Origin of the sequence: Nonomuraea sp. H19, from assembly GCF_052068215.1 — a bacterium.
Classification (GTDB): domain Bacteria; phylum Actinomycetota; class Actinomycetes; order Streptosporangiales; family Streptosporangiaceae; genus Nonomuraea.
Genome location: NZ_JBQHCV010000025.1, coordinates 43,934 through 63,822, shown reverse-complemented (window position 1 = coordinate 63,822; position 19,889 = coordinate 43,934). Strand labels below are relative to the sequence as shown.

20 protein-coding genes and 1 riboswitch are annotated in these 19,889 nt (G+C 71.6%); of the genes, 9 read left to right on the top strand and 11 right to left on the bottom strand.

The window, feature by feature from the left end; all coding sequences use genetic code 11:
• Positions 1-17: 17 nt before the first annotated feature.
• Entirely contained in the window at positions 18-440 is a 423-nt protein-coding gene (locus tag ACTMTI_RS41890; protein WP_441126361.1) for a hypothetical protein, read from the top strand.
• Positions 441-651: 211 nt separating this feature from the next.
• Here ACTMTI_RS41890 and ACTMTI_RS41885 read toward each other — a convergent pair whose 3' ends face one another.
• Complete coding sequence (locus ACTMTI_RS41885) at positions 652-1,521, bottom strand: NAD(P)-dependent oxidoreductase (protein WP_441126360.1); 870 nt, start codon at positions 1,519-1,521, stop codon at positions 652-654.
• Positions 1,522-1,636: 115 nt separating this feature from the next.
• Positions 1,637-1,734, top strand: a riboswitch (guanidine-I (ykkC/yxkD leader).
• 51 nt (positions 1,735-1,785) lie between these two features.
• Here ACTMTI_RS41885 and ACTMTI_RS41880 point away from each other — a divergent pair.
• From ACTMTI_RS41880 to ACTMTI_RS41860, 5 genes are read left to right on the top strand one after another with little or no spacing between them, the layout of a single operon-like run.
• Positions 1,786-2,925: an agmatinase family protein gene (locus ACTMTI_RS41880; protein ID WP_441126359.1), complete on the top strand. Its 1,140-nt coding sequence runs from the start codon at positions 1,786-1,788 to the stop codon at positions 2,923-2,925.
• Complete coding sequence (locus ACTMTI_RS41875) at positions 2,922-3,902, top strand: ABC transporter substrate-binding protein (RefSeq protein WP_441126358.1); 981 nt, start codon at positions 2,922-2,924, stop codon at positions 3,900-3,902. The genes ACTMTI_RS41880 and ACTMTI_RS41875 overlap by 4 nt, the downstream gene beginning before the upstream one ends.
• Positions 3,899-4,888 carry an ABC transporter permease subunit gene (locus ACTMTI_RS41870; protein WP_441126357.1) on the top strand — a complete coding sequence of 330 codons (990 nt, stop codon included), beginning with the start codon at positions 3,899-3,901 and terminating at the stop codon, positions 4,886-4,888. Before ACTMTI_RS41875 ends, ACTMTI_RS41870 begins: the two co-directional genes overlap by 4 nt.
• Positions 4,869-5,624 carry an ABC transporter ATP-binding protein gene (locus tag ACTMTI_RS41865; protein WP_441126356.1) on the top strand — a complete coding sequence of 252 codons (756 nt, stop codon included), beginning with the start codon at positions 4,869-4,871 and terminating at the stop codon, positions 5,622-5,624. The genes ACTMTI_RS41870 and ACTMTI_RS41865 overlap by 20 nt, the downstream gene beginning before the upstream one ends.
• A gap of 28 nt (positions 5,625-5,652) precedes the next feature.
• Positions 5,653-6,312 carry a histidine phosphatase family protein gene (locus tag ACTMTI_RS41860; RefSeq protein WP_441126355.1) on the top strand — a complete coding sequence of 220 codons (660 nt, stop codon included), beginning with the start codon at positions 5,653-5,655 and terminating at the stop codon, positions 6,310-6,312.
• A gap of 6 nt (positions 6,313-6,318) precedes the next feature.
• On the opposite strand, the gene ACTMTI_RS41855 is transcribed toward ACTMTI_RS41860, so the two are convergent.
• Positions 6,319-6,849: a uridine kinase family protein gene (locus ACTMTI_RS41855; RefSeq protein ID WP_441126354.1), complete on the bottom strand. Its 531-nt coding sequence runs from the start codon at positions 6,847-6,849 to the stop codon at positions 6,319-6,321.
• A 76-nt stretch (positions 6,850-6,925) separates the two neighbouring features.
• Here ACTMTI_RS41855 and ACTMTI_RS41850 point away from each other — a divergent pair, with 76 nt between their 5' ends.
• Both ACTMTI_RS41850 and ACTMTI_RS41845 read left to right on the top strand, forming a co-directional pair.
• A complete protein-coding gene (locus tag ACTMTI_RS41850; protein ID WP_441126353.1) occupies positions 6,926-8,083 on the top strand; it encodes a CaiB/BaiF CoA transferase family protein in 1,158 nt (385 codons plus the stop codon).
• A 73-nt stretch (positions 8,084-8,156) separates the two neighbouring features.
• A complete protein-coding gene (locus ACTMTI_RS41845) occupies positions 8,157-9,644 on the top strand; it encodes a carboxyl transferase domain-containing protein (RefSeq protein WP_441126352.1) in 1,488 nt (495 codons plus the stop codon).
• Here ACTMTI_RS41845 and ACTMTI_RS41840 read toward each other — a convergent pair.
• Genes ACTMTI_RS41840 through ACTMTI_RS41810 form a run of 7 tightly spaced genes read right to left on the bottom strand, consistent with a single transcriptional unit; the run spans position 9,641 to position 16,374 of the window.
• Positions 9,641-11,626, bottom strand: a complete 1,986-nt coding sequence (locus ACTMTI_RS41840) for a hypothetical protein (protein WP_441126351.1) — start codon at positions 11,624-11,626, stop codon at positions 9,641-9,643. The genes ACTMTI_RS41845 and ACTMTI_RS41840 overlap by 4 nt on opposite strands.
• Positions 11,623-12,120 carry a sigma-70 family RNA polymerase sigma factor gene (locus ACTMTI_RS41835; RefSeq protein ID WP_441126350.1) on the bottom strand — a complete coding sequence of 166 codons (498 nt, stop codon included), beginning with the start codon at positions 12,118-12,120 and terminating at the stop codon, positions 11,623-11,625. The genes ACTMTI_RS41840 and ACTMTI_RS41835 overlap by 4 nt, the downstream gene beginning before the upstream one ends.
• A 33-nt stretch (positions 12,121-12,153) precedes the next feature.
• Complete coding sequence (locus ACTMTI_RS41830) at positions 12,154-12,549, bottom strand: hypothetical protein (protein ID WP_441126349.1); 396 nt, start codon at positions 12,547-12,549, stop codon at positions 12,154-12,156.
• Complete coding sequence (locus ACTMTI_RS41825; protein ID WP_441126348.1) at positions 12,546-12,992, bottom strand: hypothetical protein; 447 nt, start codon at positions 12,990-12,992, stop codon at positions 12,546-12,548. The genes ACTMTI_RS41830 and ACTMTI_RS41825 overlap by 4 nt, the downstream gene beginning before the upstream one ends.
• A 25-nt stretch (positions 12,993-13,017) precedes the next feature.
• Positions 13,018-13,794: a carbon-nitrogen hydrolase family protein gene (locus tag ACTMTI_RS41820; protein WP_441126347.1), complete on the bottom strand. Its 777-nt coding sequence runs from the start codon at positions 13,792-13,794 to the stop codon at positions 13,018-13,020.
• Positions 13,754-14,674 carry a DUF418 domain-containing protein gene (locus ACTMTI_RS41815; RefSeq protein WP_441126346.1) on the bottom strand — a complete coding sequence of 307 codons (921 nt, stop codon included), beginning with the start codon at positions 14,672-14,674 and terminating at the stop codon, positions 13,754-13,756. The genes ACTMTI_RS41820 and ACTMTI_RS41815 overlap by 41 nt, the downstream gene beginning before the upstream one ends.
• A complete protein-coding gene (locus ACTMTI_RS41810) occupies positions 14,671-16,374 on the bottom strand; it encodes an alpha/beta fold hydrolase (RefSeq protein WP_441126345.1) in 1,704 nt (567 codons plus the stop codon). The genes ACTMTI_RS41815 and ACTMTI_RS41810 overlap by 4 nt, the downstream gene beginning before the upstream one ends.
• Before the next feature lie 25 nt (positions 16,375-16,399).
• Here ACTMTI_RS41810 and ACTMTI_RS41805 point away from each other — a divergent pair, with 25 nt between their 5' ends.
• The gene (locus ACTMTI_RS41805) at positions 16,400-17,566 is read left to right on the top strand and encodes a pyridoxal phosphate-dependent aminotransferase (RefSeq protein ID WP_441126344.1); all 1,167 of its coding nucleotides are present in this window, start codon (positions 16,400-16,402) and stop codon (positions 17,564-17,566) included.
• A gap of 92 nt (positions 17,567-17,658) precedes the next feature.
• Here the strand turns inward: ACTMTI_RS41805 and ACTMTI_RS41800 are convergent, their stop codons facing one another.
• The gene (locus ACTMTI_RS41800) at positions 17,659-18,702 is read right to left on the bottom strand and encodes an FUSC family protein (RefSeq protein ID WP_441126343.1); all 1,044 of its coding nucleotides are present in this window, start codon (positions 18,700-18,702) and stop codon (positions 17,659-17,661) included.
• Between the two features lie 88 nt (positions 18,703-18,790).
• Positions 18,791-19,840 carry an FUSC family protein gene (locus tag ACTMTI_RS41795; protein ID WP_441126342.1) on the bottom strand — a complete coding sequence of 350 codons (1,050 nt, stop codon included), beginning with the start codon at positions 19,838-19,840 and terminating at the stop codon, positions 18,791-18,793.
• Between the last annotated feature and the right edge of the window lie 49 nt (positions 19,841-19,889).

Here is a 19,889-nt window from a genome sequence, read left to right as displayed (position 1 = left end):
TGCGAGGTCAGCTGCGGTTGCACTGGCGCGACGAGAACGACAAGCGTCGGGCACAGCTCATCGAGGTCGTGGCGGCGCTGCGGCCGGTTGGCATCATCGTCGCCGGAGCCGGCCTGGATGCGAAGCGTCAGGAGCGAGCGCGTCGCAAGTGCATGGAATGCCTTCTCTGGGAACTGGGCAACCACCATGTGGTCGATGTGGTGTTCGAGCGCCGCCACAGTGAGCTCGATCGGCGAGATCACGAACTCATCGCGGTCCTGCAAGGTCGCCATGCGATGCCTCCCAGGCTGCGTCTGTCGTGGCGCGACCCCGAAGTGGAACCCCTGCTGTGGCTGCCGGACATCGTGGCGGGCGCCAAGTCGCTCGCCGAGCGTGGCGATCAACGATTCTGGAGTCAGGTGGATGCTGACTTGCTCGTGCACCGTATTGAGGCCCGCTGAAAAGCGCGAAGCCCGGGCTTCCGTCGTCCGGCGGTCCACCCGGGCCCACTTCCATCCCCCCCGTAGGAGGGCGGCGATGCCCCTAGTGTACCCGGTCGCACACGGAAAGTCACCTGAAAAGCGCGGGCCCGGGCTTCCGTCATTCCGGCGGTCCCCCCGGGCCCACTTCCAATCCTCCCCGCAGGAAGGCGGCGTGCTGGGACTCTATCGCTTACCCCTTGTCGAAGCTCGCGAAATACGTGGCCGCGATGTCCTCTTCGCCGTGCCCCTGCGCCTCGGCGCGGCGGAACCGCTCCCCGGCGGCCGCCACCACGTCCAGCTTGACTCCGGCCGACTCCCCGGCCCGCGTGATCAGCCGCGTGTCCTTCTCCGCGTTGCTGACCGTGAAGCTGGGTGTGAAGTCGCCCTCCAGGATGGCCTTGGACTTGCCCTGGAAGTAGGCGTTGTCCAGCGGCCCGCCGCCGATCACCTGGCGGACCAGGTCGGGGTCCAGGCCGAGGCCCTTGGCCAGGGCCAGCGACTCGGCCACGACGGCGGTGAGCGAGATGGCGTAGCTCACGGCCGCGAGCTTCAGCTTGGACGCCGTCCCCTCCGCCCCGTCCTCGCCCAGCCACAGTGTCCGCATCCCCACCGCGCCGAAGACCGGCTCCAGCACCTGCCGAGCCGCCGCGGGCCCCGCCGCGAGGACGACCAGCTTGCCCTGCTCGGCCGGCTGCCTGGTGCCCTGGACCGGCGCGTCCACGAACGTCAGCCCGTGCTCGGCCGCCAGCGCGGCCAGCCGCCCGGCCGCCTCCACCCCGACCGTGCTCATCTGCGCCCACACCTGGCCGGACCTGAGCCCGGGAGCGGCGGCGGACATCGCCGCGTGCACCGCGTTGCCGTCGCTCAGCATCGTGACGATCACGTCCGCGCCCTCGACCGCCTCGGCGGGGGAGTCCGCGACCACCGCGCCATCGGCCGCGAGCGGCTGAGCCTTGTCCTTCGTACGGTTCCACACCCTGACCGGCATACCGGACTTGACGATGTTCCGGGCCATGGGAGCACCCATGAGCCCGGTTCCGAGAACTGCGACAGAGGTCATGGTTCACCATATGACCGGCGACCAGCTGCGCCGTGGCCGGGGTAAGCCGACTGGAACAGCCTGTTAATCCCGGGGAAACACGGCGGGAGTGCACTGAGGGGGACTCACCGAGAGCGTGAGGCGCATCTAGGGTTCCGCCGGTTCCACGGGTCTGGTCCAAGAGGTGCAGGCGGCATCAGGGCCGCTCCACGGCGGGACAAAAGCCCGGGAGGTCAGCCACCGCCTGGCTGCCTTCCGGCCGGGCAACGATCCCTCGGAGCTCGAATGCACTGGCACCCCCGAAAACTCCACGAAGACTACGGCCCTGAGGCGCGCTTCGCCGTCGAACGCGAGGCCGAGCTGCCCACCACCGCCTGGGACCGCGAGGTGGCCCGCGCGCTGGAGCTCGGCCTGCAGGGCGCCGACTCCATCGTGGACCGGCGCATCCCGACCTTCTCGCGCGGCGAGCTGCCGCACTTCGCGGGCATCAACACCTTCCTCAAGGCCCCGTACGTCGAGGACGTGCGGACCTGCGGCGACTACGACGTGGCCGTGCTCGGCGCCCCGTTCGACGGCGGCACCACGTACCGCTCCGGCACCCGGTTCGGGCCGCAGGGCATGCGCCGGATCTCCGCGCTGTACGGCCCCTACAGCTTCGAGCTGGGCGTGGACCTGCGCGAGTCGATCACGATGGCCGACCTCGGCGACATCTTCACCATCCCCGGCAACATCGAGAAGACCTTCGACCAGATCTCCAAGGCCGTCTCCCACGTGTACGCCAGCGGCGCCTTCCCCGTCGTCCTCGGCGGCGACCACTCGATCGGCTACCCGACGGTACGCGGCGTCGCCGAGCACCTGTCGGGAAATCTCGGGATCATCCACTTCGACCGGCACGTCGACACCCAGGAGACCGACCTCGACGAGCGCATGCACACGACGCCGTGGTTCCACGCGACGGACCTCCCGAACGTGCCGCCGGAGAACCTCGTACAGATCGGCATCGGCGGCTGGCAGGCGCCCAGGCCCGGAGTGAAGGTCGGGCGGGAGCGCGGCACCACCATCATGACCGTCACCGACTGCGTCGAGATGGGCATCGAGGCCGCCGCCGAGCGGGCGCTGGAGGTGGCCTGGCGCAACGCCGAGGCCGTGTGGCTGTCGTTCGACGTGGACTGCCTGGACGCCGCGTTCGTGCCGGGCACCGGCTGGCCGGAGCCCGGCGGGTTCCTGCCGCGCGAGGTGCTCAAGTTCATCCAGATCATCGCCGACGCGGCGCCGCTGGCCGGGATCGAGGTGGTCGAGTGCAGCCCGCCGTACGACAACGCCGACATCACCTCGCTGATCGCCACCCGTGTCATCTGCGACACGCTCGGCTGCCTCGTCCGCTCCGGCCACCTGCCCTCGAGGAAGAAGGAGGCCGCGTCATGATCCGCCGGCTCCTGATCGCCGCCCTGCTGACCCTCTGCGCCGCCTGCGGTGGCGGCGGCACCGCCGCCACCCCCAGCGCTTCCAGCAAGGCCGTCACCCTGGGCTTCTCGGCCTGGCCCGGCTGGGTCCCCTGGCAGATCGCCCAGGAGAAGGGGCTGTTCGCCAAGAACGGCGTCGAGGTCGAGCTGAAGTATTTCGACAGCTACACCGACAGCCTCACCGCCCTGGCCACCGGCAACATCGACGCCAACAGCCAGACCCTGAACGACACGCTGGCCTCCGTCTCCGGCGGCGCCAAGCAGACCGTGGTGCTGGTCAACGACAACTCCACCGGCAACGACCAGATCATCGCCAGGCCCGGCATCACGTCGGTGGCGCAGCTCAAGGGCAAGACCGTGGCGGCCGAGCAGGGCACCGTCGATCATTATCTGCTGCTGCTCGCCCTGCGCAAGGCGGGGCTCACGCAGGCCGACATCACGTTCAAGCCGCTGCTCACGGACGCGGCGGCGGCCGCGTTCAAGGCGGGGCAGGTGGACGCGGTCGGGGCGTTCGCGCCGTTCACGACGACCGCGCTGGAGCTGCCCGGTTCCACGGCCATCGCCACCTCCAAGGACTTCCCCGGCGCCATTCCCGATCACCTGGTGGTGACGCGGGAGTTCGCCGCCTCCCGGCCTGAGGCGGTGCAGGGGCTGGTGAAGACCTGGTTCGACACGCTGGCCTGGATCGGGGCCAACAAGGCCGAGGCCCGTACGATCATGGCCAAGCGGGCGGGCGTGAGCGAGCAGGCGTACGCCGACTACGACGCGGGGACCACGATCCTCTCGCTGGCCGACAACCTGAAGGCGTTCAGCTCGGGGAGCCTGGAGCGGCAGGCGAAGGAGATCGCCGCCTTCCTCACCGAATCGGGCCTCGCCGACACGGCCCCGCCCCTGGACGGGCTCCTGGACCCGCGCTTCGTCCAAGGGGCTTCGTCGTGACGGGCCCCGCCCAAGCCGCCTCCACCCCGCTGCCCGGCGCCGGCACCCCGGCGCCGGAGCCCGGCCGCCCGGTTTCGGACTCCCGGGCGTCGGAGGCGGCATCCGATCCTCGCGCCTCGGAGCCTGTGCCCGGCCGGCGGACCGGCGACCGCGCCGGCTGGCCGCCGCTCCCCGAACGAGCGGCTCGCGCCACGCGGCGCGGATGGAGCGGGCGGGCGTTGACGGGGCGGGCGCGATGGGGGTTGCGAGCCGTGGCGGTGCTCGTGCCGCTGGCACTCTGGGCGGCGGTCAGCTCCATGGACGTCGTCGACCCCACCTTCCTGCCTTCCCCCGCCGCCGTCGCGAGCGCGTTCGCGGAGATGGCGGGCAGCGGCCAGCTCCTGTCGGACACCGCCGCCAGCCTGGGCCGGGTCGGCGCCGGGTTCGCCCTCGCGGTGGCGATCTCGGTCCCGCTCGGCATGGCCATGGGCACGTCCCAGGTCGCGCTGGCGCTGCTGGAGCCCGTCATCGGGATGCTGCGCTACCTGCCCGCGTCGGCGTTCATCCCGCTTCTGATCATCTGGCTCGGCCTGGGCGAACCGTCCAAGATCGCGATCCTGGTCATCGGGGTGGTGTTCTTCAACACGCTCATGACGGCCGACGCGGTCCGCGCCGTACCCGGAGAGCTGCGCAAGGCCGCCGCCACGCTCGGCGCGACCGGCGGCGAGGTGCTGCGCAAGGTCGTGTGGCCGTACGCGCTGCCGGGCATGCTCGACGCCATGCGCGTCAACGCGGCCGCCGCCTGGAACTTCGTGGTCGTCGCCGAGTTGATCGCCGCCGAGTCCGGGCTCGGCTACCGGATCGTGCGGGCCCAGCGCTTCCTGCAGACCGACCGGATCTTCGCGGTGCTCGTCGTGATCGGCCTCATCGGCCTGGCCATCGACGTCGGCCTGCGGCTGGCCAGGGCGCGCGTGGGAGGTGGGCGGCGTGACGCTGGTGCTGCGTGACGTCGTCAAGGAGTACGGCGGCCGGCGGGTGCTCGACGGCATCGGCCTGGAGGTCGGGCAGGGCGACTTCGTGTGCATGGTGGGAGCCAGCGGCTCCGGCAAGTCCACCCTGCTCAGCATGATCGCCGGCCTGGAACCCGTCACCGGCGGCACGATCGAGCTGGACGGCGACCCGGTCAGCGGTCCAGGCCCGGAACGTGGGCTGGTTTTCCAGTCCGGGGCGCTGTTCCCGTTCCTCACGGTCGCCGAGAACGTCGGATTCGGCCTGCGGCTGCTGCCGCTGCCCGCCGCCGAACGCGCGCGCCGGGTCGAGTGGTACCTGTCCGAGGTGGGCCTGCTGCCGCTCGCGGACGCCCTGCCCAAGCAGCTGTCGGGCGGGCAGCGGCAGCGGGTGTCCATCGCCCGCGCGCTGGCCTGCGAGCCGTCCGTGCTGCTGCTGGACGAGCCGTTCGGCGCGCTCGACGTACAGACCAAGGAGGACATGCAGGTCTTCCTGCACCAGGTGTGGCGCGACACCGGCGCCACCGTGCTCATGGTCACCCACGACGTTGAGGAGGCCGTGCTGCTCGGGCGGCGCGTGATCGTGCTCGCCTCCGACCCCGGCCGGGTGGCCGCCGAGCTGCCGGTGCCACTCGCCGGCCACCGGCAGCTCGGTCTCAAACGGACACCGGAGTTCCTCGCGCTCCGGGCGCGGGTCGAAGATCTCATCAGGGGGCACGCGGGCAGCCGTGTGTGAAGATATCGCCATGAGACCGTCCCGGATCATGGCAGTAAGACACGGTGAGAGCGAGGCCAACCTCGCCCACCAGCAGGCCGGCCAGAGGCCGCTGGTCTACGAGCGCGGCGACGACGAGGTGACGCTGACCGAGCGCGGCAGGACGCAGGCGGCCGCGCTCGGCCGGCTGCTGGCGACGCTGCCCGACGGCGAGACTCCGGAGCTGGTGTGGTGCTCGCCCTACCGGCGCGCGCTCGACACGTGGCAAACCGCCTGGCAGGCGTGGGGCGCCGACGCCCTTCCCGTCACCGTGGACGAGCGGCTCAGAGACCAGGAGGCGGGGGCGTTCGCGCACTACAACCTGGCCGCGATCAAGGAGCGTTTCCCCGAGGAGCTGGCGCGGCGCGAGGCCGAGGGCGCCTACGCCTTCCGGCCGCCCGGGGGCGAGTCCCTGGCGGACGTCGTGGCCCGGCTCCGAAGCCTGCTCGCCGACCTGGACGAGCGCGCGGAGGGGCGGCGGGTGCTGATCGTCGCCCATGACTCGGTGGTGCTGGGGCTGCGCCACGTCATCGCGGGCGGCCCCGACGCCGAGCTGGCCGCCGTGCTCGAATTCGCCCCCGTGCTGAACGCCTCCGTCTCCGTCTGGCGCACCGGCACCGGGCGCTTCGAGCTCGTCAGGTTCAACGACGTCGCGCACCTCGGCCCATAGCCCAGGTCAGGTTCCGACGATCAGGTCGGCGCGGTCCCTGGTGCGGTCGGCGTCGAACCAGGCCTGCTCCGCCGCGAACCACTCACGCCATCGCGGCTCGAGTTCGGGGCCGTCCCGCTTCAGCACACGGGCGAAGCGGACCGGCTCCGGGGCCTCCACCCAGACGGTGAACGCCAGCAGGTGTGCCGCCGAGGCGCGGGCCGTGCCGACGCCCTCGATGATCAGGACCGGTGCCACGGGAACGGTCACCGGCTCGGCATATTCCCCGCGTACCCAGTCGTACCTGCGAAAACAGCCGGGGCGGCCGCGCTGGAGCGGCCGGAGCACCTGCTCCTCCAGCAGGTGGAACCAGCCGCCGGGGCCTTCGTCCCACGGCACGGGGAAGTCGTCGCTGTGGACCACCTGGCAGCCGAGCGCCGCGGCCAGCCGCCGCGCGTACGTCGTCTTGCCCGAGCCCGCCGGACCGTCCACGGCCACCAGGCGGACGGGGCCGCACGAAGGCGGCATGCTGCTGATGCTGTCGGCCGGGGAATTCACCGGCCCAGGGTAGATGACTGAGCAGCGGCAACTGAGAGAATGTTCTTTCGCTCTAGCCGCACCTAGGAGGTCGACCTTGCGCGGACCCTTCGGCGACATCGTCGTGCTCGACCTGTCCAGAGCCCTGGCCGGGCCGCACGCCACGCAGTTGCTCGGCGACCTGGGCGCGCGGGTGATCAAGGTTGAGCATCCTGATGGGGGTGACGAGTCGCGCGGCTGGGGGCCGCCCTTCGTCGGGCCGGATCACGATATTTCCACTTATTTTCTGGCGGCCAACCGCAACAAGCAGTCCATCGCCGTCGACCTGAAATCCCCCGAGGGCAAGCAGCTCATCGAGCGTCTCGTCCGCCAGAGCGACGTCCTCGTCGAGAACTTCCGCACCGGCGTGCTCGACCGCCTCGGCTTCTCCGTCGAGCGGCTGCACGAGCTCAACCCGCGCCTGGTCATCTTGTCGATCACCGGCTTCGGCCACGACGGCCCCGAAGGGGGACGCCCCGGCTACGACCAGATCGCCCAGGGCGAGGCCGGGCTGATGTCGCTGACCGGCCCCTCGCCGGAGGAGCCCTACCGCGTCGGCGCGTCCATCGCCGACCTGCTCGCCGGCATCCACGGCGCCTACGGCGTGGCCGGCGCGCTCTACGAGCGCGAGCGCACCGGCCGGGGCCGCGTCGTACGCACGTCGCTGCTCGCCGCCGTGACCGGCGTGCACGCCTACCACGGCACCGCCTGGACGGTGGGCGGCAAGGTGCCGGCCGCGAGCGGCAACCACCACACCTCCATCGCCCCCTACGGCGCCTTCCGCTGCGCCGACGGCATGCTGCAGATCGCCGCCGCCAACGACGGCCAGTGGAAGAAGGTCGCCGCGCTCCTCGGCATCGACCCCGGCCAGCCGAAATACGCCACCAACAGGGACCGGCACGCGCACCGCGACGACCTGATCGCCGACATGGAGAAGGCCCTGGCCGCCCACGACCGCGCCCACTGGCTGGCCAGGCTGGCCGAGGCAGGCGTGCCCGCGGGCGCGATCAGGTCCATCGACGAGGTCTACTCCTGGGCGCAGACCCGCTCGCAGGGCCTGGTCGTCGAGGTGGAGCATCCCGTGCTCGGCCGCATCGAGCTGCCGGGACCGCCGCTGCGCTTCGACGGCACGACCGGGATCGAGCACACCGCGCCGCCCATGCTCGGCCAGGACGGCGACGCCGTGCTGGCCTGGCTCGAAGAGCGCGAACGATGATCCGTATTTCGGGGCACCGGACGGCGCCTTCGTGCGTCAACATTGCAACGTTGGCCGACTCTAGGGAGCGATAGTGAGCCGTCCGGACGCGCGCACACTGATCGACACGGTCCTCGACCGGGGATCGTGGAAATCGTGGGACGCGCCGCCCGCGGACCCGGCAGAGCCCGGCTCCTCCTACGCCGACGAGCTGGCCGCGGCCCGCGTCAAATCCGGCTACGACGAGGCCATCGTCACCGGTGAGGGGCTGCTCGACGGCCGCAGGGTGGCCATCGTGGCCTGCGAGTTCTCGTTCATGGCCGGCTCGATCGGGGTGGCGGCGGCCGAGCGGTTCGTGGCCGCCGTCGAGCGCGCCACCCGCGAGCGGCTGCCGTTGCTGGCCGCGCCGGCCTCGGGCGGCACGCGGATGCAGGAGGGCGCGCTGGGGTTCGTCCAGATGGTGAAGATCACCGCGGCGATCCAGGCGTACCGGGCCGTCGGCCTGCCCTACCTGGTGTACTTGCGGCATCCGAGCACCGGCGGGGTGCTGGCGTCATGGGGGTCGCTCGGGCACCTCACGGCCGCCGAGCCGGGGGCGCTGATCGGGTTCCTGGGGCCGCGCGTGTTCGAGGCGCTGCACGGCTACCCCTTTCCAGAAGGCGTCCAGGTCTCCGAGAACCTCCACAGCAAGGGGCTGCTCGACGCGGTGGTGTCGGCCGGCGACCTGCGGCAGGTCGCGAGCAGGGCGCTCGCCGTGCTCGCCGCGGACCGGTCCGCCATCGAGGCGGGCCGGCCCCCGGAAGAGGACCTGCGCCCCGTGGAGGCGTGGGAGGCGATCACCCGCTCGCGCCGCGACGACCGGCCCGGCGTGCGCGCGCTGCTGAAGCTCGCCGCCACCCACCTGACACCGCTCAGCGGCACCGGGACGGGGGAGAACGAGCCGGGGCTGCTGCTCGCGCTGGCCATGTTCGGCAGCGCCCCCGCCGTGGTGCTCGGCCAGGACCGGCGGCACCAGCGCGCCAACTCGCCGCTCGGCCCGGCCGGGCTCCGCGTGGCCAGGCGCGGCATGAGGCTGGCCGCAGAGCTGGGCCTGCCGCTGGTCACGGTGATCGACACGGCCGGCGCCGACCTGTCGAAGGCGGCCGAGGAGGGCGGGCTGGCCGCCGAGATCGCCCGCTGCCTGGCCGAGCTCGTCATGCTGGACGCGCCGACCGTGTGCCTGCTGCTCGGCGAGGGCGCGGGCGGCGCGGCGCTGGCGCTGCTGCCCGCCGACCGGGTGCTGTGCGCGCAGCACGCCTGGCTGTCGCCGCTGCCGCCCGAGGGCGCCTCCGCGATCCTCTACCGCTCGGTCGACTTCGCCCCCGAGATCGCCCAAGCCCAGCACATCCGCGCCACCGACCTGCGCCGCGACGGCATCGTGGACCGGGTGATCCCGGAGCTGCCCGACGCCGCCTACGAGCCCAGGCAGTTCTGCGAGCGGGTGGGGCGGGCGCTGGAGTACGAGATCGCGAAGCTGCTGGAAGTGAGCCCGGCGGACCGTTTCGCGGCCCGCCAGGCCCGCTACCGCAACCTCGGCGTCTAATCCAGTGGCGAGCGCGGCTTGTAGGTCCACACCACCTGCCCGGCGGCGTCGTACCCGGTGAACCGCAGGCCCGGCCAGGAGATTCCGGGCTTGCCCGCCTTCTCGGGCACCGCCCCCGCGAACAACAGCACGCCTTGCCCCCACGGGTCGGGCACGGTGTCGGCGGTGGCGGTGCCGCCGCCCTTCAGCGCGACCTCGACCCGGGCCGTGCCGGGGAGCGTGAAGCCGTACCAGTCGGTCTTGTGCTGTACCCACTCCAGAGGATGCTCGGCCGCGAGTATGTCACGCAGCTTGCCGCCGGGGACGGGCTCCGAATAGCCCGGCAGGCGCTTGCTCCCCTTGGCGAACAGCAGGCAGTTGTTCACGTGGAGCAGGGCGGTGATCCCCCGCGTCAGGGCATGCGGGCGGCCCTGCGACGGCTTGGCGCCCCAGCAGTCGTGCCTGGTGTGCCAGACCTGCTCGAGCTGCCTGCCCTTCACCTTGAAGACGTGGGCGGCGATCTGGGTGCCGTACGGGTACTTGACATACCAGGCGCGGGCGGGGGCGCCCGGGGCGGACAGGAACGAGCCGTGGATGCGCGTCCCGTCCTTGAGCACCGCGTCGACCGACTCCCAGTCCGGACGGGCCGAGCCGTAGGAGATCGTCGTGCCCGGCTCGGGCAGGAAGGAGTGCACGGTGCCGTGACTGAAGCCGTTCAGGTCGTCGAAGGTGGCGGCGCCGCAGCCGCCGTTCTCGTCCCCCTCGGGCCCGACCCCGCCCGATGTGCAGATCATGTAGTTGTAGGCCGACTTGACGTTGCTCGGCCGCTCCTTGACGAACCGCAGGCGGACGGGGCCGTAGCCGAAGTTCTCCGTGCTCGGGACGGTCATCGTGCCGCCGATCTGGGTGCCGTAATTCGGCTGGGTTCGTTGCCTCGGAGCCCAGTCCTTGTGCCAGACCTCCTTTCCGGCGGCGTCGTAGGCGGTCAGGCGGTAGCCCGCGTCCAAGCCCTCCTGCGCGTCGATGGCGAACAGCACGATGCCGAGGCCCCACGGATCGGATCTGGTGGCCGCGGTGGTCTCGCGCTCTCCAGCGACCGAGAGCTGGATCTGCGCGATGTCCTTCCTGGCGGCGCCGTAGGCTCGATCCCCAGCGGGGAACAAGTGCACCGGCGCATCCTTCAGCAGGTACTGAGGCTCGAGACTGACGCTTCCGGCGTGCTTGCCCTGGCGCAACCAGACCAGCGCCCGGCCGTACTTCGTCTTGTAAGGGCCGACCGTGAGGCCGCCGGCCACCTCGATGGTCTTTCCCGCCGGCTGGTCGTCCCTGCTCCTCATGGTCAGGGTGGAGCGCGGCATCTCGTAGTCGGTGCGGCCGGGCTCGGTGAACACGGCCTTCGACACCGGGTCCTGAGCGGCGTACGTGACCGTCCAGAGCAGGAACGGCGCGCCCTGCGGGCGCAGCAGCGTGCCCGAGATCTTCTTGCCGCTCTTGGTCACCGCGCCGACCCTCTCGACGCCCTGGCGGGCGACGCCGTAGTCCATGACCCGGCTCGCGCCGTCCCTGGCCGTGCTGCCTTCGAACCAGCCGCTCCGCGTGGACATGGTGTCGATCATGCCGTCGCAGGCGCCATACGGCTGTGCGCGCTCGGCGATGTAGCACAGCACGGGCTGGCCCATCTCGCCCCTGGCGAACCAGAGCCGCAGTTTTCCACCGGCCGGGTCGTCGAGGGTCACCGACTCACCCGCGGGCGTCCTGTCGGCCATGAGCCGCCGGTAGATGTCATCAGCGCCGTCGGCTGCGGAGTTCCTGCCCAGCCCGCCGGTGAGCAGGATGGGGACGAACACCGCCAGCAGCGCCACCGGCAGCGCGGCCAGCACCCACCGCGCCCGTGAGCGCCGGGGCTCGCGCTCGCGCACCCGCTGCCAGGCGTCCGGACTGGCCTCGAAAGTACGGGCACGTGCGTCAAGAGCGGACCGAAGCCGCTGTTCCAGGTCGTTCACTCTTCCCCCTCCTGGAGCGCTTTGCCCAGGGCGGCCAGGGCCCTGCTGGCGTGCGTCTTCACCGATCCCGGCGAGACACCCATGACCTCGGCGATCTCGCGTTCAGAGAGATCCAGCCAGTACCGCAGCACCATGGCCTCACGCTGCCGGCGCGGCAGCCGGTCGACGGCCGCGAGCAGCGCGCGGTGCTCCTCGGCGACGAGCACGGCGTGTTCGCTGCTGCGCGCGGGTTCTGGGGGGTCGGGGCGGCGCAGCCGTACCAGCCGCAGGTGGCGCAGCCGGTTGCGGGTCAGGTTGCAGACGGTGGCGCGTAAGTAGGCCAGCGCGGCCGCGTCGTCGCGCAGCCGCCTGGTGTGCAGCCGGGCGAACGCCTCCTGGGCGATGTCCTCGGGGTCGTCGGCGCCGAGCAGCCCCGCCAGGCGTACCAGAGGTTGGTACTGGGCGGCGAACAGCTCGGCGAACGACGGCTGCACCATGGTCAGGGAGTCGATCACACTCCAGAGACACCCGGACGGCGCATCGGTTGACTAGGGGACCGGAATCCGTTCGACCCGGATCGAGAAAACCTCCTCGCGGGGCACCACGACCTCGTAGGCGCCGTGGTCCACCATCCAGTAGCCCAGCGCCTCCGCCTTCATCCCGCTGTGCCCGGTGTAGGCGATGTGCAGCCCGTCGTCGTCCTCGTCCAGTACGATGCACGGCTCGCCGCCGAACGCGCCCACCGTGCGGATCAGCACCAGCCACTCCACCTCGGACCTGTTGACCCGGCGCCGCCAGTAGCCGGCCGCCGCCTCGAAGCCCTCCAGCTCGACCTCGCTGAACAGCACCACCTGGTCGTTGTCCGGGCCGAGCGCGGCGGGCAGGGTCCGCTCGCCGTAGCGGGCGACGAAGCCGGAGGCGACCGGCGTGATCTCCTCGCTCATGCGGCAGGCCGCCAGGTCAGCCCGTCGTATTCGGCGAAGGGCCGCTCGCCCTCGGGTGTGACGTGCACGATCTCCGCCCCTGCCGGAATCGGCATCGGAATGGTGTGGAACTGCGGCACCACATGGTCGGGTGAGGTCGTGAACCCGTTGCCCGCGAACGGCGGGGCGTCGCTCCAGTCGCCTCCCATATGCGGTCCGTACGGCACCGCGTAGGTGTCGACGTCGCGCGCGTACCAGCGCATCACGTAGAGCTCGGGCACCTCGGCGAACAGCTCCGATCCGTCGAACGACAGGTCGAGCCCGAAGTAGAGCGCCTCGGGCGTGGTCAGCCGGACGCAATCCTGCACCCGGTAGACGTAGCCGGAAATGACCGTGCGTTTGCCCGACAGGTATGGCACGAGCAGACGCGGCGGGACAACCTTCTGCATCTGCGTTCCGCTCATGGTTCTACTTTACGATCTGTTGACGTCAGAGCACCCGATGTTCCAGGCACGGCAGCGTGGCCCTGGCCGCCGCCGTCCACTCGTGATCCACGCGCACGAGTTGCACGCCCGGGGCGGTGCCGAGGTCGGCGCGGACCACGCCCAGCGGGTCGACCAGCATGCTGCGCCCCACGCCGAAGCCGTCCGGCGATTCGGCGGGGTTGGGCGCCTGGCCGACGGCGGCGGTCCACATCGTGTTCTCCAGTGCCCGCGCCCTGACCAGCGTCACCCAGTGGTCCTCCTTGAGCGGCCCCGAACCCCAGGCCGCGATCACCGCGAACAGCTCGGCACCCTTGTCGACCAGCGCCCTGGCCAGCTCCGGGAAGCGCACGTCGTAGCAGGTGATCAGCCCGACCCGGACCCCGGCCAGCTCCACGACGGCGGGCTCGGTGCCCGGCGCGACCAGGTCGGACTCCTTCGCGCCGAACGAGTCGAACAGGTGGATCTTCCGGTACGCCGCCTTGAGCGCGCCCTGGGCGTCGATGGCCACGGCCGTGTTGTGCACGCGATCCTCGCCGGGCTCGAACACCCCCGCGATCACCGCCAGGCCGTGCTCCCGCGCCGCCTCGGCCAGGCCCGACACGAACGGCCCGTCGAGCGGCTCGGCCAGGGTCGTGATGCGCCGCCCGTACCGGGTGAGCGTGGCCTCGGGGAAGATCGCGAGGTCGGCGCCCTCGGCCCGGGAGAGCGCCTCCTTGGCCCTCTTGAGGTTCACCGACGGGTCAGGGGACACGGGGATCTGGCAGAGGGCGATTGTGGTCACGGCCCGACTCTAGCCGGTTGGGCACCGTTCGAAACCAGGTCAGGCATCGCCAAGTCCACTCCAGCGGGCCGTACCGGAATCTCGCCAGCCACCACCGGCCGGCGAGGACCTGCACGGTCACCGTCGCCAGCGCCAGGGCCACCACCGACCAGCGGGTCGGGTCCGCCTTCAGCAGCGGCTGGGCCAGCATGATCACCGCGGTGCCGGACACGTAGTTCGTCAGCGCCATCCTGCCCAGCGGCTCCAGCACCGCCGACAGCCACGGCCGCAGCAGGACCAGCAGCCCCAGCGCGTACGTCGCCGCGCCCGTCAGCGCGGCCACGCTGTAGGTGAGCCAGTCGTGCGTGACGGCCCAGGTGGCGGTCACCAGCGCGGTGGCCACCGCGGCCGTGGCGAACCCGGGCAACAGCAGCCACCTGGGCGGCCGCAGCTCCCACAGGGCCATGCCGACCAGGAACAGGCCGGGAATCAGCAGCACCCCGCCGCCCATCATCAGCCCCCACGCCAGCACCGCCAGCCCCAGCAGCAGCACCGGCAGCCCGCCGGTCAGGAACGAGGCGGGCAGCAGCATCACCGCCCCGTAGAAGGCGTAGTCGGTCAGCACCTCGCCCTCGTAGAAGGAGTGCTGCACCAGCCCGATGCAGAACAGCCAGAACAATCTGCTCAGCAGCGCCCAGCGGCTGTTGCCGCGCAGGAACAGCATGAAGCTGATCCCGAACAGCAGCGAGAAGATCGGATAGAACCGGCTCTGGAACAACGCCTCGATGGCCCAGTCCACGCCGGTCCGCGGCTCGTGCGGAGTGTGCTGCCAGGTGTTGATCAGCATGATGCCGCCCACCGCGAAGCCGCGGAGGGCGTCGAGCTCTCGGATGCGCGTCATAGGAACCAGGTGCACCACCATACGAGGAATCCGGCGCTGATGACGGTAACTGTGATCTGCGGCCATCTGGCGTCGCGGAAGAGCGCCGCCGCGGTCAGTACGGCCGACGCCGCCGCGATCCAGGTGTACGGGCCGATCACGCCGGGGACGCCGACGGCCAGAGCCGTCTGGTTGCCGGCCGCCAGGCCGTACACGGACTGGATCAGCAGCCCGGCGAACGCCACACCGGACAGCCCGCCGAACGCCGCCAGCGCCCGGCCCTTCAGCGCGCCCGCGATCAGCTGGATCAGGGCGGCGAGCGCGAACAGCGCGAACGGCGCGGCCAGCCAGGGGGAGCGGGAGATCTGGTACGGCGCCCCGGTAACGTGCAGGTCTTGCGGCCGCGCTCCGGTGTCGTCCGGGCACGGGGCCGTGGTGTCGCCCGCCGGGTCGCCGACGAACTCGACGATCTTGCGCCGGGCGCACTCGCTGGCCAGGAACACGGCGTGGGCGACGCGGGGGATCTCCTCGAAGCGGCCGTCGGGCAGCGCCTCGGCGGCCGGCTTGCTGGTCCTGGCCGGGGTGGTGGGGTCGTATTGGCCGCCGAGCACGTACACGGGGGCCTCAGGGGCGGCGTCGACCGGCCGGGACTTCGGGAGCTGCCAGGCGTCACACACCGCTTTATCGCTGTTTACGGTGAAAAGCCGGGACCTGGTGGTGAAGGTGTTGAACGGGACCTCGTCCTGGCACTGCACCGCGTGATACAGCCCGAGCTCGTGCGACACCAGCCCCTCGCCGGCGGCGTCGGCCAGCGGGCGCAGCAGCTCGTCGTGTCCCCTGGCCAGCGCGGGCACCAGCTCCGGCGCCACCGCGGCCACGCCGGTCTCGTGCAGCGCCTCTGCCATGATCGTGGCCACGTCGTCGCCGCTCATCCGCGCCGTGAAGTCCCTGCCGAGCAGCGGATCGGTGGCCGGCACCCGCGCGTTGGCGGCGTCGAGCCTGGACCGCATGGCCTCGAAGGCGTCCCCGATGCCGAGCAGCGCCGTCGCGTCGGCCAGGTTCCTGTCGGCGTCGTCGTACCAGTCGACGCTCTCGGGCAGGAAGGAGTCCAGCACGACCGAGCGCACGCCCTCCGGGTCGGCGGCGGCCACATCCAGCATGACCCTGGTCGAGTAGCTGACGCCGAACAGGTTCCACGACGTGTAGCCGAGCTCCCGGCGCAACGCGACGACGTCCGCCGAGATCTCCTTCGTGTTGTACCCGCGCAGGTCGACGCCCTGCTCCCGGAGCCGGTCACGGCAGGTGACGGCGGCCGCGGCCACGTCGGCCCTCGGCCGGCGCAACTGCCCTACCAGCGCCTCGGCGATCTCGGGGCAGCCCAGCGCGGGCTCGGAGTACGCGCTGCCGCGCTGCTCGATCGTCACCACGTCGCGATCGGGGAACATCTGGCTCAGAAACCCCGTGAGCTGGATCGAGGCCGACGCCGGCCCGCCGCTCATGTAGACGACGGGGTCAGGCTTGCGGTCCTTCGCGGTCGAGGTGTGCACGGCGTACCCCACCTTGATCGTCCGGACAGGGGCGTCCCTGCGCTCGGGGGCGACGAGGAATCCGCAGGTCGTACGGGCGGGCATGGCGACCGGGCAGTCGCGCGGCTCGGCCGCGGTCGAGGTCGTGATGGGAGGCGCGAACAGGACGAGGGCGAGCACGACCCGAATGATCACGGGAGAAGACTAATAGTCTGAGCTCGTGAGGGAACCACTTGTATCCAGGATGCGCGCCTTCGGGACGACGATCTTCGCGGAGATGAGCGCGCTCGCCGTACAGACCGGATCGATCAACCTCGGCCAGGGCTTCCCCGACACCGACGGCCCCGCTGCCATGCTCGACTGCGCGACCCAGGCGATCACCTCGGGCGCCAACCAGTACCCGCCGGGTCCCGGCATGCTGGAGCTGCGCCGGGCGGTCTCCGACCACCGGGCGGCGCACTACGGGCTCTCCTACGATCCGGCCGGCGAGATCCTGGTCACGGTGGGCGCCACCGAGGCCGTCGCGGCGAGCGTGCTCGCGCTGTGCGAGCCCGGCGACGAGGTGATCGCGTTCGAGCCCTACTACGACTCCTACGCCGCCTCGATCGCGCTGGCCCAGGCCCGGCTGGTGGCCGTCACGATGCGGCCGGTCGCGGGCCGGTTCACCTTCGATCCCGCGGAGCTGCGCGCCGCCGTCACCCCCCGCACCCGCGCCATCCTCGTCAACTCCCCGCACAACCCGACCGGCACCGTCTTCACCAGGGCCGAGCTGACCGCCATCGCCGAGCTCTGCCAGGAGCGCGACCTGATCGCGATCACCGACGAGGTGTACGAGCACCTCACGTTCGACGGAGTCGAGCACATTCCGCTGGCGACGCTGCCCGGCATGCGGGAACGCACCGTGATGATCTCCTCCGCGGGCAAGACGTTCTCGGTGACCGGCTGGAAGACCGGCTGGATATGCGCCCCTGCGCCGCTGGTCGGGGCGGTGCAGACGGTCAAGCAGTTCCTGACGTTCACGGCGAGCGCGCCGTGGCAGCTCGCGGTGGCGTACGGGCTGCGGCACGAGCTGGAGTGGGTGTCCGCGCTGCGCGCCGGGCTCCAGGACAAGCGCGACCGGCTCATGGAAGGGCTGGCGGCGGCCGGGTTCGACGTGCTCAGCCCCTCCGGGACGTACTTCGTGCAGACCGACATCAGGCCGCTCGGGTTCGCCGACGGGCTGGAGCTGACGCGGCGGCTGCCGGACCTGGCCGGGGTGGTGGCCATCCCGACCCAGGTCTTCTACGACCATCCCGAGCGCGGCAAGCACTTCGTCAGGTTCGCCTTCTGCAAGAAGGACGAGGTCATCGACGAGGCGGTGACCCGGCTGAAGCGCCTGTCCTCCTGACCTTGCTGTAGTGGCGGTCTCCGAGATCGACGGCCGGGACCGCTGCCGCGAACGACACGAGCCGGCGCCACGGAGCGCCGGCGGCCGGAACGTCAGTCCTGCGCGCTCTCGTCGTCGGGCTTGTCCAGCGGGGTCAGCGCCGCCGTGGCGGCCTCGTGGTCCAGCCCGGTCGCCTGCAGCAGGTCCACGACGACGGACCGCAGCTGCGCGATGATCACGTGCGCGGAGAAGCCCAGCTGCTCGGGCCGCTCCCGCGCGGCCACCGCCAGCAGCGCCTGCCGCGCCAACGTCGGCTCCCGCCCGGCTCCGAGTTCCAGTTGCAGGAGCAGGGCCGCCTCCGAGACCTCGCGCATCGCCTCGGCCAGCGAGGCAGGAGGAGGGCTGGCCTCTCCGAGCGAGGCCAGTGTCCGCCTGCTCAGCACCCGGGCGTTCCGCAGCGCCAGGTCGACGGGGACGGCGGCGGTCTCGTACCGGGCCAGGCGGGCCCGCCGGGTCCAGTGCAGCGGCGAGATCATGGTGATCTCCTTGCTGGTCTCCAGCGCCTTCTCGAACTCCTCCACCGCCGCCTGCGTGCCGCGCGCCTCCTCCAGCGCCTCGGCGGCCAGGTCCACGTCCCGCTTCTCGATCGCCTCCGCCGCCCGCTCCAGCACCGTGGACAGCGCGTCGAGCACCCCGGACAGGTGCTTGGCCGCGATCGCGAACGGGCTCGCGGGCAGCAGCGCGACCGCCGCGATCCCGATGACGCCCCCGGTCAGCGCGTCGGCCATCCGGTCCAGGCCCCCGGCGCCCGTGGTCGGCACCAGCGTGGCCACCAGCACCGCGGACGACCCGGCCTGGGCCACGAACAGCGCCCCGCTGTCCAGCAGCCCCGCGATGGCCATCGCCAGCGCGACCACCAGCGCGATCTGCCACGGACCCGAGCCGATCCAGGCCACCAGCAGGTCGCCGACGCCCACCCCGAGGCTGACGCCGACCACCAGCTCGGCCACCCGGCGCAGCCGCTGCCCGAGCCCGACGCCCACGCAGATCAGCACGGAGATCGGCGCGAAGAACGGCCGCGCGTGGCCGAGCAGCTCGATGGCGACGACCCAGGCGAGCCCGGCGCCGACCGCGCACTGCGCGATGGACGGCACCATGAGACCGAACGTGCCCAGTCGGTCCTTTACATGATCGCTGAGCCTCGTTCGCACCCTTCTACCTTTACGGATATATGTGACAGCAAGGTCACGAGCGCTCCGGCGAGTCCTGCTCGCCGGGCACCTCCAGCGGCGGCAGCGCGGCGATCGCGTCCTCCCGCTCGGCGCCGGTGGCCCGGAGCAGATCCACGGTGATCGACCGGAGCTGCGCGATCATCACATCGGCCGAGAACCCCCAGCGCTCGGCCTCCTGCCGGGAGGCCACCGCCATGATCGCCGCCTCGGCTTTCTCGGGCGGTCGCCCGGTGGCCAGCTCGTCCCTGAGCAGCAACGTCGCGTCCGCCAGGTCACGCAGCGCCGTGGGCAGCCAGGGCGGCAGCTCGCTGGAGCCGTCGAGCGCCACGATGGCCCGCCTGGCCAGCACCCTGGCGTTCCTGAGCGCGTGATCGAGCGGCACGGCCGCGGTCTCGTACCCTTCCAGACCGGTGCGGCGGAGCCGGTACAGCGGTGAGATGGTGGCGATCTCCCTGCTGGTCTGCAGCGCCTGCTTGAACTCCTCCACGCTCGGATGGCTGCTCCGCGCATCCTCCAGCGCCTCGGCGGCCAGAGCCGCGTCCGACTTCTCGACGGCCTCGGCGATCCGCCGCAGCGCGTCGGCCAGCGCCCCGAACATCCCCAGCGCGTGCCGCGTCGCGAGCCCGAACGGGCTGGCGGGCAGCAGCGCCACCGCCGCCAGCCCCAGCAGACCGCCGACCAGGGCGTCCAGCATCCTGTCGATCCCGCCGGTGCCGGACGGCGGCAGCAGGGTCGCCACCAGCACGGCCGACGAGCCGGCCTGCAGCACGATCAGCGAGCCGCTGTCGAGCAGCACCGCCGCCGTCATCGCCAGCGCCACCACCAGCGCGATCTGCCAGGCGCCCGAGCCGATCCAGGCCACCAGCAGGTCGCCGACGCCGATGCCCACGCTGACCCCGACGACCAGCTCGACCACGCGCCGCAGCCGCTGGCCGAGCCCGACACCGATGCACACGACGACCGCGATGGGGGCGAAGAACGGACGGCTGTGCCCGAGCAGGTCCTTGGCCACGAGCCAGGCGAGCGCGGCGGCGACCGCGCACTGGCCGATCGAGGGGGCCATCAGGCGGAGTCTGCTCAGTCGCTGGTGTACGTGCATGTCGACCACGGCC

Bases quoted from the DNA above. Each gene is read 5' to 3' on its own strand.
- ACTMTI_RS41885 (WP_441126360.1), bottom strand. From the start codon at position 1,521: ATGACCTCTGTCGCAGTTCTCGGAACCGGGCTCATGGGTGCTCCCATG.
- ACTMTI_RS41880 (WP_441126359.1), top strand. From the start codon at position 1,786: ATGCACTGGCACCCCCGAAAACTCCACGAAGACTACGGCCCTGAGGCG.
- ACTMTI_RS41875 (WP_441126358.1), top strand. From the start codon at position 2,922: ATGATCCGCCGGCTCCTGATCGCCGCCCTGCTGACCCTCTGCGCCGCC.
- ACTMTI_RS41860 (WP_441126355.1), top strand. From the start codon at position 5,653: ATGGCAGTAAGACACGGTGAGAGCGAGGCCAACCTCGCCCACCAGCAG.
- ACTMTI_RS41830 (WP_441126349.1), bottom strand. From the start codon at position 12,549: ATGAGCGAGGAGATCACGCCGGTCGCCTCCGGCTTCGTCGCCCGCTAC.
- ACTMTI_RS41825 (WP_441126348.1), bottom strand. From the start codon at position 12,992: ATGAGCGGAACGCAGATGCAGAAGGTTGTCCCGCCGCGTCTGCTCGTG.
- ACTMTI_RS41815 (WP_441126346.1), bottom strand. From the start codon at position 14,674: ATGACGCGCATCCGAGAGCTCGACGCCCTCCGCGGCTTCGCGGTGGGC.
- ACTMTI_RS41800 (WP_441126343.1), bottom strand. From the start codon at position 18,702: ATGGTGCCGTCCATCGCGCAGTGCGCGGTCGGCGCCGGGCTCGCCTGG.
- ACTMTI_RS41795 (WP_441126342.1), bottom strand. From the start codon at position 19,840: ATGGCCCCCTCGATCGGCCAGTGCGCGGTCGCCGCCGCGCTCGCCTGG.